Here is a 16,752-nt window from a genome sequence, read left to right on the forward strand (position 1 = left end):
GACATGAGCGACAATCTCTGATTTGTTAAGGTGTGTGATCGCGAGAACGGGCTTAACATATCTTCATCAGGCGCGCTGCCGCAGCCCGGGGCCAGCCGCTAAGCTGACACACCGCTCCGAGGAAAAATCGCATGGAACACAATAAGATACTGGTCGTCGACGACGACGCCAAGCTGCGCGAGTTACTTACCCGCTATCTGAGCCAACAGGGCTACGCGGTGGAGGCCCTGCCGGACTCCAAAGACCTGGACCGCAAGTTGGCGCGCAATCGCCCGGACCTGATGGTGCTGGACGTGATGATGCCGGGCGAAGACGGCTTGGCGGTGGTGCGCCGGCTGCGCGCTCAGGGCGAAACCATTCCGGTCATCATGCTCACCGCGCGCGGCGAGGACATCGACCGCATCCTCGGCCTGGAGATGGGCGCCGACGACTACCTGCCCAAACCGTTCAATCCCCGCGAACTCACCGCCCGCATCCAATCGGTGCTGCGCCGTCATCACGCCACGCCGGCGCTGGGCGCGCGCCACGACGCCGACGAGGAAGTGAGCTTCGGCGAATTCGTGCTCAACCTAGGCCAGCGCGAATTGCGCAAGGCTGGCCAGCCGGTCACGCTGACCAGCGCGGAATTCGCGGTGCTGTCGGTACTGGTCAGCCACCCGCGCCGGCCGCTGACCCGAGAGCAACTGATGGAAATGGCTCTGGGCAAGGGCAACGGAGAATCGTTGGACCGCAGCATAGACGTACACATCTCCCGGCTGCGCAAGGCGCTGGAAAGCGGCGACAGCCAGCTGCGCTTCATCCAGACGGTATGGGGCTACGGCTATGTGTTCGTGCCGGACGGCACGCCGCGGGAGTAAGCCGTGCGCAAGCTGACCGGCTCGCTGTTTTTCCGGCTGGCCGTGCTGGTGGTGCTGGTGGTGCTGACCACTCAGTTCGTCACCCTGTGGATGGCCGCCGGCGAGCGCCACAAGCTCTTGGACAAGCAGCTGTATTCGCAAACGGTGGACACTCTGGCCTTCCTGGAAGGCACGATGGAGGCGATGACCAACACCGAGCGCGCCGAATTCCTGGCCGGCTACAACCGGCCCGGCCTGCCGCGGTTGCTGCCGATCAACGCCGATCAAGGCGTCAACTTCACCGACTACGTGCCGCGCTTGGGCGAAACCCTGGCGCAGCGGCTGTCGCACGGCCTCAACGAAGCGATCGAGGTACGCTACGCCCAGATCGACGACCGTCGCGAACTGTGGGTCAATGTGCACGTTCTGGACCAGGCTTACTGGCTGGTGCTGCCCTTCGGCCGCTACAGCGACCGCTCGATCAACACCATCATCCAGGCGGCGCTGTTGGCGTCCATCGTCGCCAGCTTGCTGGCCTTCGCCGTCGCCTGGCGCGTGGCGCGGCCAATCAGCCGCGTGGTGCTGGCCAGCCGAGAACTGGCCGCCGGCAACATGCCGGCGGCGGTGCCGGAGGACGGCCCGCGCGAGGTGAAAGTGCTGGCCCACAATTTCAACCTGATGGCGCAGGCGCTGGACAGCGCCGCGCGCGAGCGCAGGTTGATGCTGGCCGGCCTGTCTCATGATCTGCGCACACCGCTAACCCGGCTCAAGCTGACGCTGGAGCTGCAGCAGGACAGCCCGGACCAGCACGATATGTTGGCCGACATCGACGAGCTGTCGCAGATCGTGCGCCAATTCATCGACTTCGCCCGCGCCGAGGAAACCACCCGGCTGGAGCCGGTGGCATTGGCCGACCTCGCCGCCAGCGTGGTGTCCCGCTTCGCCCGCGAAGGCATGGACGCGCGCCTGGAGCGGCGAGCCGAGCCGGAGTTGCAGGGCGACGGACTGGCGCTGGAGCGGCTCTTGTCCAATTTGCTGGAAAACGCTCGCCGTTACGGCGCGCCGCCGGTGGAAGTCTGCGTCGAGCAAGTCGACGACTTCGCCGTGCTCAGCGTGCTGGACCACGGCAAGGGCATCCCGGCCGAGCTGCGCGAAATCGCGCTGGCTCCGTTTGAACGGCTGGCCGAACATCGCGGCACAGACGGCGGCAGCGGTCTTGGCTTGGCCATCGTCAGCCGCGTGGTCAAACAGCATAGAGGCCGGCTGGAGTTCTGCGATCAGTCCGACGGCTTCAAACTGGCCGTTTACCTGCCGTTGAACGCCGGTTGAGAATCGGTTTAAGAACCCGATCAGCTGCGCATCGTGAAACGTGGCACGGTGAGTACACCTTCGAAATGCTCATGTGCCACGTGACCATTCCGCTTTCTCAGCTGTTTTCGCCGTGTCTCGCTCTTGCGCGCTAGATCGTAAACACGTTCCAAGCGCCGCCCGCCGGGCGGCGCTCAACGGAAACGCAGCATCATCCACAAGCCGGCCATGCTCAAGGCCATGCCGCCAAGCTTGCCCAGCGACGGTTGCTCGCGAAACAGCAGATAGCCTAGCGGCAGCAACACCAGCGCGGTGAGCACATTGGAACTGAGCGCAGCGTAGCCGACATGCCAGCCGGCGCGATAAGCCAGCAAAAAGCCCAGCTCGATGCCGACAATGCCCGCCGCCACCCCCAGGCTGCTCCAATTCAGCGCGGCCAATCCGCGCTGGCCGCCTCCAGGCAACCACCACATTCCCAGCACGCACACCAACATGGCCACGCCATAACTAACCGCCAATGAAAAGAAGGGATTCGCCGCTTCCGGCACCTGCTTGATCGACAAGTGATAGACGACGGAGCCGGCGACCGCCAGCAGTAACGCCGCGATAAACATGTTTGCGCGCCTCATCAGAAATATTCGCCTACAGGCTAAACCTTCCCGCCAGTTATAGGTAGACTGAAAATTCAAGGGATTGTTATAAGAAAAAATCATGACCAGAGACTTGGACACCGGCTTGCTGCGCGCGCTGATCGCCGTGGCCCGCCGCGGCAGCATCAATCGCGCGGCAACGGACTTGGGACGCACTCAACCGGCTTTGAGCCTGCAATTGCGCAAACTGGAACAGCACTGCGGCCAAACCCTGCTGCAGCGTTCGCCGCGCGGCGTCAGCCTCACTGCGGCGGGGCAGCAATTGCTGCCCTACGCCGAACGCATCGTCAGCCTGACTGAACAAATGCGTCCCTCCACGCCGGTCGCGCCGGCCAGCCGCTGCCGCATCGGTTTGATCGAGGATCTGGTCAGCCGCAATCTGCCGCAGGTATTGGCGGACTTCGCCGCGGCTCGGCCGCAGCTGCAACTGGACATCCGAGTGGCGCCGGGGCGGGAATTGAGCGCGGCCTTCCAGCGCGAAGAGCTGGATTTGCTGATCGCCAGCCCGCGGGTGACGCAGCTGGACGCCACGCCCAGCTGGGAGGTGGAATGCCCGTTGCCCTGGTTGGCTCAGGACGGCAAGATGCCGGCCGCAGATCCCCTGCCGTTGATTCTGTTCGCCGCGCCCTGCAGTTGGCGCGACGCCATGCTGCAAGCGCTTGAGACGGCCGGCCGCCCCTACCGCGTGGTCCTGGAAAGCTCCAGCCTGCTGGCGGTGCAGGCCGCCTTGCAAGCCGGCCTGGGCATCGGCGCCTTGCTGTCGGACGACGAACTGCCCGGCGTCGCCCCGCTGCCGCGGGACTCGCTGCCGCCGCTGCCCGCGGTGCCGATGGCCTTGTACCGGCGGCCGGAGAGCCTGGGGGACTCCGCTCTGGATCAATTGGCGCGCTTGTTCTTTCAACAACTCAGCCAACGGACGGGATAACGGCGAAGCCGCATCAAGCCGGCTGCAAGCCGGCCATCACCGCGCCCTCCCAACCTATCAGTTCCACTTTGCGCTCCGCCCCCCAGCGGTATTCGCCCAAAGCGCCCTCGGCGCGAATCACCCGGTGGCAGGGAATCAACCAGGCCACCGGATTGGCGCCCACCGCGCTGCCCACCGCCCGCGCCGCCCGCGGCCGTCCCACCGTGGCGGCAATCTGACCGTAGCTGGCGAAACCGCCGTAGGGAATCGACAGTAGCGCGCGCCAGACCTGAATCTGGAAATTGCTGCCCTGCACCCGCAGCGCCAACGGCGCCTGGCCTTCCGCGCGCAGCGGTTCGAACATGGCGGCGGCCACCGCCGCGCCGCCGCCCGGAACGTGGCGCAGCGCGGCCTTGGGCCAGCGCCGGCTCAACCAGGCCACGGCCTCCATTTCATCCGCCACGAATTGCGCCGCGCACACGCCGCGCGCGGTCCGCGCCACCAGCACCGAACCAAAACGGCTGGCCTCCACGCTCCATTCGATTTCCAGCCCGGCCCCGCCGTTGCGGTATTCGCCCGGCGTCATCGCCTCCAGCGTCACGAACAGATCGTGCAGGCGTCCGCCGCCGGACAGACCCAGCTCATGCGACAACGGCAACAAGGCCTGTCCACTCAGTCTCGCCTTGGCCGCCTCGCAAGTCAGATGCTGCAAAAAGCGCTTGGGACTGACCCCGGCCCAACGAGTGAACAGCCGCTGCAGCCTCGACTCCGACAGATGCAGCGCGCCGGCCAGCTCGGCCAGTTCCGGCTGGCGCTCCGCGTTCGCCACCAGGTAGCGGATGGCGTCGCGAATGCGGCCGTAGTCGCGGTCTTCTTCGAGAATTTCGCCGTTCATGGTCTGTTCTCCATTCGATCACAGCGCCAGCATAAGCAGATCGGGCCGCCGCGGCGACCCGATTCTTGCCGACTTGCGCGCAGCGCCCCTCATATCGCGTGCAGCAGGGAATATTGAATTTCCGACAGGGCTTGCGGCACGCGGATGAAGGAAAGCGGCATGCCCAACAGCCTCGCCATATGGGAGGTGGAGAATAGTCCGCACAACTCGTGATGGCCGCTGCTCGGATTAAGCTCCACCACCAGCGCGTGCTGACGCCCCATCTGCTTCATCGTCGCCACCATGTGGCCCACGCTGGCGTGCTCGATATCAATCAGGTTCAAGGCTTCTAGTTGCTTACGCGGCGTCATCACGTCGCCAACGCTGATATCAATATAATGTTTGCCGTGTTCCTTCATGCATTGGATAGGCCGCTCTCCCAGCAAATCGGTGGCCGTGATCAGGCCGGTGAATTGCCCGTCGCCATCATGGACGAACAACAGCCGTATGCCGTGGCTGATCATCCGGTCGTGCGCTTCGCGCAAGCTGGCGCCCTGATGAATACCCACCGGATTGATCAATCGCAAATCGGTCATGACCTCCAGGGCCGAGCTGTTCAGGGTGACGGGCGGGTGCGGGCGCTGATCCAAACGCACTAGGTCGGTGGTGGACGGCAGGCTCATCGTGGGCAACACGCTGTAATTGGCTAACATGGTAGCTCCTTGTCTTGTTAGACAGCGGAGTCGATGCGGCGGCGCGTTGCGCCAGTCATGTTCGATCAGTCCGCTCGGAAGTTTTCCGACGGCGTGGACCGGCCTGGGGCATGACTGGGTTTTGCACGTCCGTCCCGGGCCGGCGGCCTCGGGAGAGCCGCGTCGGCGACGCGGCTCTTGTTTGAAGAGTAGAAGAAGGCGCGGCGCAGATCAGCCGGCGAATCATTAATTTTTTCACACGCGAGGACGCTGAGCTCTCGCCCTTGCGGTTCAGGCCTGCAACTTGCGGCGAAACAGGGCGCTCATGCGCTGGCTGGCCCCGCTATGGGCGCCGCTGAAGGCCAAGGCCGATTCGCGCATCGACTGGCGGCGACCTTCGTCGCCCAGCAGCTCCACCACGGCGCCGATCAACTCCGTAGCGTTGGCCACCTGGCGCGCGGCGCCGGCGGCCAGCGCCAGCGCCGCCGCCTGTTTGAAATTGAAAATGGACGGGCCAAACAACACCGGCACGCCCACGCTGGCCGGCTCGATCAGATTATGACAGCCCAACGGCAGCAAACTGCCGCCGACAAAGGCCAGATCGCCGCAAGCGAAGTAGGCGAACGCTTCGCCCATGCTGTCGCCCAGCCATACCTGGGTGGCGGGATCCACCGCGGCATCGTCGCTGCGGCGCTGTACTTTCAGGCCGCGGCTCTCGGCCAGCGCGGCCACATCGTCGAACCGCTCCGGATGACGAGGCACCAACACCAGCAGCGCGTCGCCCAACGCTTGAGCCGCCGCCCGCCACGCATCAAGAATCAAGGCTTCCTCACCCTCGCGGGTGCTGGCGCAGACCATAACCCGGCGGCGGCCTATCCTGGATTTGAACTCGCCGGCCAGCGCCAGCTGCGCCGACGGCGGCTGAATATCGTACTTGGTGTTGCCGCAGACTTCGACTTCACTTGCGCCCAGTTGTCGCAAACGTTCGCCATCTTCCGGCGTTTGCGCGGCAACAGCGCTCAACGCCGCCACCGCGGGTGAAATCAGCCCGCTGATTTTGAGATAACCGTTCAGGGATTTTTCAGACAAGCGCGCATTGGCCAGAAACAAGGGCACCTTCTGCTCGGCGGCGGCATGAATCAGATTGGGCCACAGTTCGGTCTCCATCAACACGCCCAAGCGCGGCTGATAGGCGGCGAGAAAAGCCTGCGCGGCTTGGGGATAATCGTAGGGCAGATAGCGCACTTCGGCATCGGGATACAGCTGCAAGGCGGTGGCGCGCCCGGTGGGGGTCATCTGCGTCATCAGCAAGGGCGCGTCCGGCCAGACTTCGCGCAACGCCGCCACCAAGGGCTGCGCGGCCCGGGTTTCGCCCACCGATACCGCATGGATCCAAATCGCTCCCTGCGCGCGCGGCTGCAATTGACTGCCGAAACGCTCGTCCCAATGCTCCAGATAGGCCGGCGCCTTGCGCGCCCGCTTCTTCAGGTAGTGCCGCACCAGCGGGGTGGCCAGCAGCCAGGCCCAAGAATACAGTCTGCGTTGCCAATTCATGTCCAGTCCTTGCGCGTGAACAAGGCTTGCAGCGCCTCGTCCACAGACGGGCACAGCCCGATTCCGCCCAAATTGGTGGCCCACGGCGTTTCCACCACGCCCGTGGCGGCCGGATCCGTATCAGTGTAAATCGCCGCCAGGGGCACGTTCAGCGCGTTGGCCAGGTGAGTCAGCCCGGTATCCACGCCCACCACCGCGTTGGCGTGGCCAAGCAGGCCGGCGGCCTCGATCAGATTCATCTTGGGCGCCACCACCGCGGCCGGCATCTGCGCGGCCAGCCTTTCGGCGCGCTGGCGCTCGCGATCATTGCCCCAGGGCAGCACCATCACCAGATCATGCTGCATGGACAAGCGTTTGCCCAGTTCCGCCCAATGGCCTTCCGGCCACTCTTTGGACGTTTTGCTGGTGGCGTGCAGCAATACCGCGTAACGGCCGGACAGCACCCAGCCTGGCCGCTCGCCGGCCGGCACGCCAAAACAAGGCGCGCCCTGCGGCTGATAACCAAATACCCGCGCGAACAACAGACGGTTGCGTTCTATCGCCGACAAGCTCCAGTCCACCTTGTGACGCTTATCGTAAAAACAGCTGGCCAACGATTCCCTCGCGCTGCCCCATCCGTAGCCGGTCAGCGGCGCCTTGGCCCAACTGGCCGGCAAGGCGCTTTTCAACAAGCCCTGGCTATCCACCACCAATTCCCAAGGCGTGTCGCGCAGTTGCCGCCGCAAGGCCCGGATCTCTCGCCAGGTGGACGGCAGCCACCAGCGCTTGCTCCAGCGCCGCCAATTCAAGGCAATCACCCTGTCCACCGCCGGATGCAAACGGGCAATGTCGGCGAAAGCCTCTTCGGCCAGCCAACTGATGCGGAAATTGGGGTAATGCGCTTTCAGCTCGGAAATGGCGGGCCAAGTGTGGATAAGGTCGCCCATCGACGAGGTGCGCACAATCAGCACATTCATCATGGCGCGCATTGTACCCGAGCATGCCTGTGGTTAACCAAGTAAAATCCCTGCAGTTCAATTGTGGATAAACAGCTGTGGACAACTAGGCTCGGATTTATCCACAATTTGCGATGCCGCAGCGCACCCAAACTATCCAAAGCCCATCAACAGGACAAGTAACTGAACCCTTTGAAGTTTTTGTCGCTTATCCACAACAATGGCCAACTATATCAGTTTCATCAATATAAAATTGCGTTAAAGAGTTATCGGTGGCGTAAGAAGGTTCGCAGGCAAATTTACGCCATGCACAAGCAAGTGGGAACAAATGGGATCGGGCCTGTGGACAAGTGGTAGCTTCAAGGAACAGTCAGATTTATCCACAAGTCTTCAGTCTGCAAAAAGATGGATGAACAACAAGATTCCAGCTAATCCAACACCATGAAAACAATGTGAAAAACATAGTTATCCACAGAAAAGAGACGACTTCTACCAGTTTCTTCAAATTACATATGGGAAAACATATAACAAGATGCGTGCGCGAATTAGCGTGGTGCTAATCACCAAGAATGCGGAAACTTCGTTGGAAAAATGTTTGGACAGCGTGGGCTTCGCCGATGAAATCGTGCTTGTGGATTCAGGCAGCACGGACAGGACATTGGCGATAGCTTCCACCTATAAGGCAAAAGTTATCCACCAAGACTGGCTGGGATTCGGTCCTCAGAAGCAATTGGCGGTAGAAGCCGCCAGCCACGACTGGGTGTTGTGTCTGGATGCCGACGAGTGGCTTTCCCCTGATTTGATCAATGAAATCAAAGCCATGCTGGACAATCCACAGGCCAAGGCCTTTCAGTTTCCGCGTTGCAACCGTTTCATGGGCCGTTTTCTGAAACACGGCGAAGGTTATCCGGACTGGTCTTTACGCTTGTTCCATCGCGGACATGCGCGCTGGTCGGATGATCTGGTGCATGAGTACGTGATCTCCAACGGCCCTGTGCATAAGCTGCGGCACGAACTGATGCACGAGTCCGGCGAAGACATCGCACTATATCTGAACAAGCAGAACCGCTACACCAGTTTGCAGGCTGAACGGCTTTTTCAACGGGGAAAACGTGTGGGTATCGCGAAACTTATCCTCAGCCCCTTGCTGCGCTTCATCAAGTTCTACTTTTTCCGCCGTGGTTTTCTCGATGGAGTGCCCGGTTTGGTCCACATCAGCATCGGCTGCTTCAACAGCTACATCAAATACGCCAAATTGATCGAACTACGACGGTTGAAAAGCAAATAGCCGGCTTGCCGGCAGTCTCGCCTTGTGCTGACAATGTCATTTCCTTGAGCAACTGGACGAAGATAGATGGCGGAGATCAGAACAATGCGGGCAGAGGATGCGCTCGCGGTGGCGCGGCTATGCCTGGATCTGGGCTACGAGGCGACGGAGACGGAAATCGGCGAGCGCTTCGTACGGCTGGCAGCGCTGCCGGACAACCAGGTTTGGGTGGCGTTGTGGGAGGGAGCCGTGGTCGGTTGGATCCATGGCCATGGCGTTCGCCTGCTGGAAGCGCCTCCGGCGATCGAAATCGGCGGACTAGTGGTATCGCCGGCTCACCAAGGACGAGGCCTTGGCAAGCAATTGTTGCGCGCTTGCGAAGCCTGGGCGCGGCAATTGGGTTATCCACGTATTCGACTGCGTTCCGGTGTACATCGGGAAGCTGCCCACGCCTTCTATCGTCATCTCGGCTATCAGCAATTGAAAACCAGCCACAGCTTCGCCCTGGATCTGAGGGATGGACAATGATTGACTGCCCATGATGCTTATCCACAGGAGACGCTTTCCATGATGGTTTTTCCCGCGCCGTTGCAGCCGGGGGATCGCATCGCCGTCACCGCCTTTTCCTCCGGCGTGCCCCCTGTCTTGCACGGACAGTTGGATCGCGCTTTGCAGTGCCTGCGAGATCAAGGCTGGCAGGTGGTGGAGGGCGCTTGTCTGCGCGGCGAGTCCCAAGACGCCAGCGCGCCAGCTGTTGAACGGCTGGCTGAGCTGAAACGCTTTCTTTTCGATCCGGACATTCGCGCCATCCTGCCGCCCTGGGGCGGCGAACGGGCGATGGAACTGCTGCCCGGCATCGATTTTGCCGCCTTGGCGCGGCTGTCGCCCAAATGGGTGGCCGGGTTTTCCGATATTTCCACCTTGCTGACGCCGCTGACTCTGCTGGCGGGGTGGGCGACGCTGCACGGTCCGAATCTGTTCGATCTAGGCAATCCGCAGCGGGCGGAGGAGAATTCGGCGCTCTTGCATGCCTTGCACCACGGTTTGCCGCCGCAGCAAGGCCATTACAAGGCGTTTTGGCGTTGGGACGCTCCCGGAGAGCGTTATCCGTCCACGCTGCGCGTGTTGGGCGCGCAAAAGGCCCGCATCGCCGGCAGGCTGATCGGCGGTTGCCTGGATACGCTGAGCCGGCTGCAGGGCAGCCCTTACTTTGATTTGGGCGCGTTTAAACGGGAACCCGCGCTGCTTTACCTGGAAAACTGCGAGTTGAGGCCTTGCGAGTTGATGCGCGCCTTGCTGGGCCTGAGGCTGTCCGGCGCGCTGGACGGCTTGAGCGGGCTGGTGTTGGGCCGCAGCAGCGGACCGGACGCCGCCGACGCCAAGGCCTTGAGCTATAGCGGGGCTCTGGAGGCCGCTTTGGATGGACTGCCATACCCGGTGATCGTGGATGCCGATATCGGCCACGTGCCGCCGCAATGGACGTTGATGAACGGCGCCTGGGCCGAACTGGAAGTAGACGCGGGCCAGGCCACGCTGCGTTTTGAGAAAGGATGCGCATGAGTTGGCAATATCGCTTGGCCGCCGCGGGGGATGTGGACGCGCTGCGGCAACTGATCATGGAACATGGGCCCAATCCGTGGAACTGGCTGCCGGCGGACGGCGTGGAGGAGAGTTTGCGTCAGGTAGCGGCCGGGGAAGCCTGGGCGGCTCTGTTCGAGCGCGACGGCCTGCTGGGCGCGGCCATTTTGTATCGGATGCAGGACCGTTTTCCGCAATATCGTCCGAACGGGGTCGCGGCGGAAGCCGCCGGCTACATCATGGAGGCGGTGGTGCGGCGAGATCAGGCCGGACAGGGTCTGGGCAGCCTGTTGCTGCAACAGGCTTGCGACGATTTGGCCGAGAGAGGCGCGCGCTGGGTGGCGGCGGACAGGCATGAGGAAAACGCCGCGTCCGGCGGCATGATGCGCAAGGCGGGTTTCGCCGAGCTAGCCAGTTTCGACGATTGGGAACGCCGCGCCGGCGGCAGCCGTCGCAGCACGGTGTGTGGACGAGCGCTTACGACCCGCTGAGAAGCTGTTCAAAATCTGCTGCGCTTTCGTGAAGCGTTGCACGGTGAGTTCAAGCTCAAAATGCTCATGTGCAGCTCGACCATTCCGCTTTTTCGCTGGTTTTCGCCTTGTCTCGTCCTTGCTCGCGAGACTTTGAACAGGCTCTTAGCGGCTCTAAATGCCGTCGTCGGCCGGAAGCGCCGTCGGCGGCGCTGGCAGACGGGTCACCAGGATCTTGTCGACCCGGGTCTTGTCCATATCCACCACTTCGAAACCGAAGCCGTTCCAGTCTAAACGGTCGGTGACGCTGGGCACCCGGCCCAACTGGAACATCATCATGCCGCCCAGGGTGTGGATATTGCCGCCGGCTTCGCCCGGCAGCGCTTCGTCGATGTCGAAAAACTCCTTGAAGCGGTCCAGCGACAGCATGCCGTCTATCAGCCAGCTGCCGTCCTCGCGTTGGGCGATGTCGTCGTTTTCCGCGCTGATCGCCGGCATGTCGCCGACGATGGCTTCAAGCACGTCGTTCATTGTCACTAGGCCTTCCAGTTCGCCGTATTCGTCCACCACCAGCGCCATGTGATGACGGGTTTGCTTGAACTGCTCCAGCAGCTGCATCAAGGTGATCTTGGCCGGCACGTACAGCGGCTGGGACAGTTCGGCGGCAACATCGGGCTGCTGCCCGGTCAACATGCGGTCCAGCACGCGTTTGGCGTGCAGCACGCCGACGATTTGCTCTACGCTGCCGCGACACACCGGGAAATGGTTGAAGTGGTGGTTTTGCAGCAGGCGGTGGTTCAGTTCGGGCGCATCGTCCAGATCCAGCGCCACGATGTCTTTGCGCGGCGTCATGACCGCCGCCACCTTGCGGTTGTCCAGACGGAAGATATTGGTCACCAGCTCCTGTTCGGCGCGGTCGAACACTCCTTCGTCCGCGCCTTGTTCCATCAGTACCCGGATTTCTTCCTCGGTGATGGACGGGTCACTGCTCTTTTTGGCGCCCATCAGGCGCAGCAGACCGTCTGTGCAGCGGCTCAGCGCCTGGACCAGCGGCGCGCTGAGCCGCGACAGCAGCAGCATGGGCCTTGCCAGCGTGGTGGCCACCGCCTCGGGGTTTAGCAAGGCCAGCCGCTTGGGCACCAGTTCGCCGAAGATCAGAGACAGCAGGGTGATGATGAAAACCATCAGCGCCACCGACAGCGGCTTGCTGTAGGGTTCCAGCAGGGGATAGTCCTGCATCGTCCGGCGCAGCTGTTCGGACAGCGCCGCCTCGCCGTAGACCCCGGACAGAATGCTGATCGAAGTGATGCCTATCTGCACCGTGGACAGGAAGCGGCTGGGGTCGTTGGCTAGTTTCAGCGCGGCTTGCGCGCCGCGTTGGCCATCGTCCGCGCGTTGCAGCAGGCGGACCTTGCGGGAGGAGACGATGGCGATTTCCGCCATGGCGAACAGGCCATTGAGCAGAATCAGGCACAGCAGGACGAGAATTTCCACGGCGCTAACACGGGATAGAGGCGGGAGCCCTAGCTTAGGGCATGGCGGCGCGGCGGAAAAGAGTCAAACGGGCAGGAACGGGGATGTGTCTGCCCGTGTCCTGAGTCAGAACAAGTTGTTCTGCGGTGTCGGGACGCCCCATTCGATGGCGCCTCGGCCGCGTGACAGCAACCAGGCGTTGACTTGCGAAAAATGGCGGCAACCGTGGAAGCCGCGGCTGGCGGACAGCGGCGATGGATGAGCAGCGTCCAGCACCAGGTGGCGGCTGGCGTCGATGCGCTCGGCCTTGGTTTTGGCCCAATTGCCCCATAGCAGGAACACGCAGCCGGCGCTTTGCGCGTTGACGGCGTCTATCAGCGCGTCGCTGACCATTTGCCAGCCCAGTTTGGCGTGGCTGCCGGCCTTGTCCCGCTCTACGGTGAGCACGCTGTTGAGTAGCAGCACGCCTTGCTGCGCCCAGTGGGTCAGGTCGCCGCTATTGGGCACGCCGCAGCCCAGATCCGCCGTCAGTTCCTTGTACAGATTGCGCAAGCTGGGCGGCACCCGCACGCCTGGCGGCACGGAAAACGACAGGCCCATCGCCTCGCCGTCGCCATGGTAGGGATCTTGCCCCAGTATCACCACGCGGACATCGGCCGGCGCGGTGAAGGTCAGCGCGTTGAAGGTCAACGGCGCAGGCGGGAAGAGGACTTTGCCCTGCGCTTGCTGAGCCTGTAGTTCCCTGTCGATGCCGGCCAGTTGCTGTTGAATGTCCGGTGTTGACAGCACTTGTTCCCAAGCCGGATGAACGCGGGCCAGGGCGGGAGACAGGTAAGACAATGCTTGCATAGAAAATTACGGCTCTTGCTATCGTGAGGGGAATTGGAATCCGGCAAACCGGTTTCGTTCCATGAAAAAGCCGTTCCCTCGGGAACGGCTGGCGATGCGCGCTGATGGCGGGCGTGTCAGTAGCGCGCCATTTGCGGGTCCACTTCCGCAGCCCAGGCTTCCACGCCGCCGGCCAGGCTCAGCACCTGTTCGAAACCGGCGTCCAGCAGGAAGCGCGCCACGTGCGCGCTGCGCACGCCATGGTGGCAGATCACCACAATGGGCGCGTCCGGCAGTTCGCTCATGCGCAGCGGGATCAGGTTCATCGGAATGTGCAGCGAGCCGGGAATCATGCACAGCTGCACTTCCCACGCTTCGCGCACATCCAGCAGCACTGGGGGCTCCGCGGCGGTGTCGGCCAGCGCTGCCGCCAGATCGCGGGCGCGGATTTCCTGGACCATCAAAACGCGAAGCGTTCCGGTTCCACCGCTTCCGCCTTGGCCAGGCGGGCGATACAGGTTTCGAACAAACCGGTTTCGCTGAAGCTGGATTCGGTTTCGCGCTTGATCAGCTTGCAGGTCATCACCGGCAGATCGCCCACCACCATGATCAGGCGGCCGCCCACGGCCAGCTGGTCTTTCAGTTCCTGCGGCACCACCGGCAGAGAACCGCCGACGACGATCACGTCGAACGGCGCTTGTTGCGGCAGGCCCAGCACGCCGTCGCCTTCCACCAGCGTCACATTGGAGATGCCGGCCTGCTTCAGGTTGGCCGCCGCGGTTTCACGCTGGGCAGGGTCGATTTCCACGCTGTAAACGTGTTGGCCCAGCTTGGCCAGCAAGGCGGTCAGATAGCCGCTGCCGGTGCCGATTTCCAGGATTTTGTCCCGGGGCTGGATGGCGGCGTCTTGAACCAGGCGCGCTTCCATTTTGGGCTGCAACATGAAGCTGCCGTTGGGCAGCGGCAGCTCGGTGTCGACAAAGGCCAGGCTGCGTTTGTCCGCGGCGACAAACTGTTCGCGTTTCACGTGAAACAGCAAGTCCAGCACGTTCGTGTCAAGTACGTCCCACGGACGAATCTGCTGCTCGACCATGTTGAAACGGGCATTCTCAAAATCCATCAGCTCACTCCGGAGGGGCTTGTCGCCGCAAGAAAAACGCGGCGGCGTGTCATGACGATAACTTGCGATTATCCCACATTTGCCGTACCTTCACAGCATCGCTAGGGGTCCTGCGCGACGGTCGGCAAGATGATCCATATCCTTGAAAGGATAGGATAATCGTTAAAGATTGTTGCGCGGGTGAGAAACACCCTTGGAACCTGACCCGGATAATACCGGCGTAGGGAAGCGTAAGCTGCTTTCGGCCCGACCTTGTCGGACTGGCCCGCAGCCCGCCCAGGCGGCGGCCCGCTCCTTGCGCCATTCATCGACCAGGAGAACCGCCCGATGAACGCGCCCGCAACACAGAAGCCTTCCATGGTGGTGGATACCGCCGCCATTCAGCCCTTGCCCAATTCCCGCAAGATCCACGTCGTCGGCAGCCGGCCTGACATCCGTGTGCCGATGCGCGAGATCAGCCAGAGCGACACGCCCACCCAGTTTGGCGGCGAAGCCAATCCGCCTATCACCGTCTACGACACCAGCGGTCCGTATACCGACCCGGACGCGCGCATCGATATCCAGAGCGGTCTGGCGCCGCTGCGCGCCGGCTGGATCGCGGAGCGCGGCGATTGCGAGCAGCTTGCCGGCTTGTCCAGCGAATACGGCCGCGCCCGAGAGGCCGACCCCAAACTGGCCGAACTGCGCTTCAATCTGACGCGTAAGCCGCGCCGGGCGTTGCCGGGCCGCAATGTCAGCCAGATGCATTACGCGCGCCGCGGCATTATCACGCCAGAAATGGAGTTCGTCGCCATTCGCGAAAATATGCGGCGTCGTGAATATCTGGATTCGTTGCGCGAAGCCGGCGGCAAGAACAGCCGGTTGGCGGAACTGATGACGCGTCAGCATCCGGGCCAGGCTTACGGCGCGGCGTTGCCGGAGGAGATCACGCCGGAATTCGTGCGCGCGGAAATCGCCGCCGGCCGCGCTATCTTGCCGGCCAACATCAATCACCCCGAATCCGAGCCCATGATCATAGGGCGCAATTTCCTGGTTAAAATCAACGGCAATATCGGCAATAGCGCGGTAACGTCTTCGATCAACGAAGAAGTGGATAAGATGACCTGGGGCATTCGCTGGGGCGCGGATACCATCATGGACCTGTCCACCGGCAAGAACATCCATGAAACCCGCGAATGGATCATCCGCAATTCCCCGGTGCCCATCGGCACGGTGCCCATCTACCAGGCGCTGGAGAAAGTGGGCGGCAAGGCTGAAGACTTGAACTGGGAAATCTTCCGAGACACTCTGATCGAACAGGCGGAACAGGGCGTCGATTACTTCACCATCCACGCCGGCGTATTGCTGCGCTATGTGCCGATGACCGCCGGCCGCATGACAGGCATTGTGTCGCGCGGCGGCTCCATCATGGCCAAATGGTGTTTGGCCCACCATCGCGAAAACTTCCTCTACACGCATTTTGAGGATATCTGCGAGATCATGAAGGCTTACGACGTGGCCTTCAGTCTGGGCGATGGCCTGCGGCCGGGCAGCGTCTGGGACGCCAACGACGAGGCGCAATTGTCGGAGTTGAAAACCTTGGGCGAGCTGACCCAGATCGCCTGGCGGCACGATGTGCAGGTGATGATAGAAGGCCCCGGCCATGTGCCGATGCAGTTGATCAAGGAAAACATGGACAAGGAGCTGGAGTGGTGCCGCGAGGCGCCGTTCTACACCCTGGGGCCGCTGACCACCGACATCGCGCCCGGTTACGACCACATCACCTCGGCGATAGGCGCGGCGCAGATAGGCTGGTACGGCACCGCCATGCTGTGTTACGTCACCCAGAAAGAGCACTTGGGCCTGCCGGACAAGAACGACGTCAAGGAAGGCATCATCACTTACAAGCTGGCCGCGCACGCGGCGGACTTGGCCAAGGGGCATCCCGGCGCGCAGATTCGCGACAACGCCTTGTCCAAGGCGCGGTTTGAGTTCCGCTGGGAAGACCAGTTCAATCTGGGCTTGGATCCGGACAAGGCGCGGGCTTTCCACGATGAAACCCTGCCCAAGGACAGCGCCAAGGTCGCGCATTTCTGCAGCATGTGCGGACCGCACTTCTGCAGCATGAAGATCACTCAGGACGTGCGCGAATACGCGGCCAAGCAGGGCATCAGCGATCAGGATGCCTTGACGCGGGGCATGCAGACCAAGTCGGTGGAGTTTCTGAAAGGCGGCTCCAAGCTCTACGACAAGGTGTGAGTGTGAGCTTATGAGCAAACGGCGG

At 62.4% G+C, this 16,752-nt stretch carries 17 protein-coding genes and 1 riboswitch; of the genes, 8 read left to right on the plus strand and 9 right to left on the minus strand.

Features of this window, described 5'->3' with window-relative positions; translation table 11 throughout:
- Positions 1–131: 131 nt before the first annotated feature.
- Together ompR and DXT74_RS03115 are read left to right on the plus strand one after the other, a co-directional pair.
- Positions 132–857, plus strand: a complete 726-nt coding sequence (ompR, locus tag DXT74_RS03110; RefSeq protein ID WP_043636475.1) for a two-component system response regulator OmpR — start codon at positions 132–134, stop codon at positions 855–857.
- 3 nt (positions 858–860) lie between these two features.
- Positions 861–2,165 carry an ATP-binding protein gene (locus tag DXT74_RS03115; protein WP_194427303.1) on the plus strand — a complete coding sequence of 435 codons (1,305 nt, stop codon included), beginning with the start codon at positions 861–863 and terminating at the stop codon, positions 2,163–2,165.
- A gap of 173 nt (positions 2,166–2,338) precedes the next feature.
- Here DXT74_RS03115 and DXT74_RS03120 read toward each other — a convergent pair whose 3' ends face one another.
- Positions 2,339–2,758, minus strand: a complete 420-nt coding sequence (locus tag DXT74_RS03120) for a hypothetical protein (RefSeq protein ID WP_019103774.1) — start codon at positions 2,756–2,758, stop codon at positions 2,339–2,341.
- Positions 2,759–2,855: 97 nt separating this feature from the next.
- Here DXT74_RS03120 and DXT74_RS03125 point away from each other — a divergent pair, with 97 nt between their 5' ends.
- Entirely contained in the window at positions 2,856–3,719 is an 864-nt protein-coding gene (locus DXT74_RS03125) for a LysR family transcriptional regulator (protein ID WP_194427304.1), read from the plus strand.
- A gap of 13 nt (positions 3,720–3,732) precedes the next feature.
- Here DXT74_RS03125 and DXT74_RS23110 read toward each other — a convergent pair whose 3' ends face one another.
- The 4 genes from DXT74_RS23110 to waaC all read right to left on the minus strand — a co-directional run bounded on the left by DXT74_RS23110 (position 3,733) and on the right by waaC (position 7,786).
- On the minus strand, positions 3,733–4,593 hold the full coding sequence (locus DXT74_RS23110) for a methylated-DNA--[protein]-cysteine S-methyltransferase (RefSeq protein WP_043636484.1): 861 nt from the start codon (positions 4,591–4,593) through the stop codon (positions 3,733–3,735).
- An 89-nt stretch (positions 4,594–4,682) separates the two neighbouring features.
- The gene (locus tag DXT74_RS03135; protein WP_114152857.1) at positions 4,683–5,285 is read right to left on the minus strand and encodes a CBS domain-containing protein; all 603 of its coding nucleotides are present in this window, start codon (positions 5,283–5,285) and stop codon (positions 4,683–4,685) included.
- A 270-nt stretch (positions 5,286–5,555) separates the two neighbouring features.
- Positions 5,556–6,818, minus strand: a complete 1,263-nt coding sequence (gene waaA / locus DXT74_RS03140; RefSeq protein ID WP_194427305.1) for a lipid IV(A) 3-deoxy-D-manno-octulosonic acid transferase — start codon at positions 6,816–6,818, stop codon at positions 5,556–5,558.
- Entirely contained in the window at positions 6,815–7,786 is a 972-nt protein-coding gene (waaC, locus tag DXT74_RS03145) for a lipopolysaccharide heptosyltransferase I (RefSeq protein WP_370551739.1), read from the minus strand. Before waaC ends, waaA begins: the two co-directional genes overlap by 4 nt.
- A 499-nt stretch (positions 7,787–8,285) precedes the next feature.
- On the opposite strand from waaC, the gene DXT74_RS03150 reads away from it, so the two are divergent.
- From DXT74_RS03150 to DXT74_RS03165, 4 genes are all read left to right on the plus strand, one after another.
- Complete coding sequence (locus DXT74_RS03150; protein ID WP_194427306.1) at positions 8,286–9,041, plus strand: glycosyltransferase family 2 protein; 756 nt, start codon at positions 8,286–8,288, stop codon at positions 9,039–9,041.
- 84 nt (positions 9,042–9,125) lie between these two features.
- Positions 9,126–9,548 (plus strand): GNAT family N-acetyltransferase, encoded by a 423-nt coding sequence (locus DXT74_RS03155; RefSeq protein WP_194427307.1) that lies wholly within the window; start codon positions 9,126–9,128, stop codon positions 9,546–9,548.
- A 39-nt stretch (positions 9,549–9,587) separates the two neighbouring features.
- Positions 9,588–10,580, plus strand: a complete 993-nt coding sequence (locus tag DXT74_RS03160) for a S66 peptidase family protein (protein WP_194427308.1) — start codon at positions 9,588–9,590, stop codon at positions 10,578–10,580.
- On the plus strand, positions 10,577–11,089 hold the full coding sequence (locus tag DXT74_RS03165; RefSeq protein ID WP_043636648.1) for a GNAT family N-acetyltransferase: 513 nt from the start codon (positions 10,577–10,579) through the stop codon (positions 11,087–11,089). The genes DXT74_RS03160 and DXT74_RS03165 overlap by 4 nt, the downstream gene beginning before the upstream one ends.
- A gap of 153 nt (positions 11,090–11,242) precedes the next feature.
- Here the strand turns inward: DXT74_RS03165 and DXT74_RS03170 are convergent, their stop codons facing one another.
- From DXT74_RS03170 to DXT74_RS03185, 4 genes are all read right to left on the minus strand, one after another.
- Positions 11,243–12,562, minus strand: a complete 1,320-nt coding sequence (locus tag DXT74_RS03170) for a hemolysin family protein (protein ID WP_043636502.1) — start codon at positions 12,560–12,562, stop codon at positions 11,243–11,245.
- Positions 12,563–12,667: 105 nt separating this feature from the next.
- Positions 12,668–13,390, minus strand: coding sequence for a uracil-DNA glycosylase (locus tag DXT74_RS03175; protein ID WP_081556404.1), 723 nt, complete (start codon positions 13,388–13,390; stop codon positions 12,668–12,670).
- A 116-nt stretch (positions 13,391–13,506) separates the two neighbouring features.
- Positions 13,507–13,830, minus strand: coding sequence for a rhodanese-like domain-containing protein (locus tag DXT74_RS03180; RefSeq protein WP_019103398.1), 324 nt, complete (start codon positions 13,828–13,830; stop codon positions 13,507–13,509).
- The gene (locus DXT74_RS03185; RefSeq protein WP_043636508.1) at positions 13,830–14,489 is read right to left on the minus strand and encodes a protein-L-isoaspartate O-methyltransferase; all 660 of its coding nucleotides are present in this window, start codon (positions 14,487–14,489) and stop codon (positions 13,830–13,832) included. The genes DXT74_RS03180 and DXT74_RS03185 overlap by 1 nt, the downstream gene beginning before the upstream one ends.
- A 93-nt stretch (positions 14,490–14,582) precedes the next feature.
- Positions 14,583–14,733, plus strand: a riboswitch (TPP riboswitch).
- A 113-nt stretch (positions 14,734–14,846) separates the two neighbouring features.
- Here DXT74_RS03185 and thiC point away from each other — a divergent pair.
- Positions 14,847–16,727, plus strand: a complete 1,881-nt coding sequence (gene thiC / locus DXT74_RS03190; RefSeq protein ID WP_370551753.1) for a phosphomethylpyrimidine synthase ThiC — start codon at positions 14,847–14,849, stop codon at positions 16,725–16,727.
- Positions 16,728–16,752: the final 25 nt, after the last annotated feature.

The organism is Chromobacterium sp. Rain0013 (assembly GCF_015291765.1).
GTDB lineage: Bacteria > Pseudomonadota > Gammaproteobacteria > Burkholderiales > Chromobacteriaceae > Chromobacterium > Chromobacterium haemolyticum.

What these genes read in the sequence shown, in the direction of transcription:
- waaA (WP_194427305.1), bottom strand. Translation starts at nt 6,818, where the DNA reads ATGAATTGGCAACGCAGACTGTATTCTTGGGCCTGGCTGCTGGCCACC.
- DXT74_RS03165 (WP_043636648.1), top strand. Translation starts at nt 10,577, where the DNA reads ATGAGTTGGCAATATCGCTTGGCCGCCGCGGGGGATGTGGACGCGCTG.
- waaC (WP_370551739.1), bottom strand. Translation starts at nt 7,786, where the DNA reads ATGCGCGCCATGATGAATGTGCTGATTGTGCGCACCTCGTCGATGGGC.
- DXT74_RS03185 (WP_043636508.1), bottom strand. Translation starts at nt 14,489, where the DNA reads ATGGATTTTGAGAATGCCCGTTTCAACATGGTCGAGCAGCAGATTCGT.
- DXT74_RS03175 (WP_081556404.1), bottom strand. Translation starts at nt 13,390, where the DNA reads ATGCAAGCATTGTCTTACCTGTCTCCCGCCCTGGCCCGCGTTCATCCG.
- DXT74_RS03125 (WP_194427304.1), top strand. Translation starts at nt 2,856, where the DNA reads ATGACCAGAGACTTGGACACCGGCTTGCTGCGCGCGCTGATCGCCGTG.
- DXT74_RS03180 (WP_019103398.1), bottom strand. Translation starts at nt 13,830, where the DNA reads ATGGTCCAGGAAATCCGCGCCCGCGATCTGGCGGCAGCGCTGGCCGAC.
- DXT74_RS03160 (WP_194427308.1), top strand. Translation starts at nt 9,588, where the DNA reads ATGATGGTTTTTCCCGCGCCGTTGCAGCCGGGGGATCGCATCGCCGTC.
- DXT74_RS03150 (WP_194427306.1), top strand. Translation starts at nt 8,286, where the DNA reads ATGCGTGCGCGAATTAGCGTGGTGCTAATCACCAAGAATGCGGAAACT.
- DXT74_RS03155 (WP_194427307.1), top strand. Translation starts at nt 9,126, where the DNA reads ATGCGGGCAGAGGATGCGCTCGCGGTGGCGCGGCTATGCCTGGATCTG.
- ompR (WP_043636475.1), top strand. Translation starts at nt 132, where the DNA reads ATGGAACACAATAAGATACTGGTCGTCGACGACGACGCCAAGCTGCGC.
- DXT74_RS03135 (WP_114152857.1), bottom strand. Translation starts at nt 5,285, where the DNA reads ATGTTAGCCAATTACAGCGTGTTGCCCACGATGAGCCTGCCGTCCACC.
- thiC (WP_370551753.1), top strand. Translation starts at nt 14,847, where the DNA reads ATGGTGGTGGATACCGCCGCCATTCAGCCCTTGCCCAATTCCCGCAAG.
- DXT74_RS23110 (WP_043636484.1), bottom strand. Translation starts at nt 4,593, where the DNA reads ATGAACGGCGAAATTCTCGAAGAAGACCGCGACTACGGCCGCATTCGC.
- DXT74_RS03120 (WP_019103774.1), bottom strand. Translation starts at nt 2,758, where the DNA reads ATGTTTATCGCGGCGTTACTGCTGGCGGTCGCCGGCTCCGTCGTCTAT.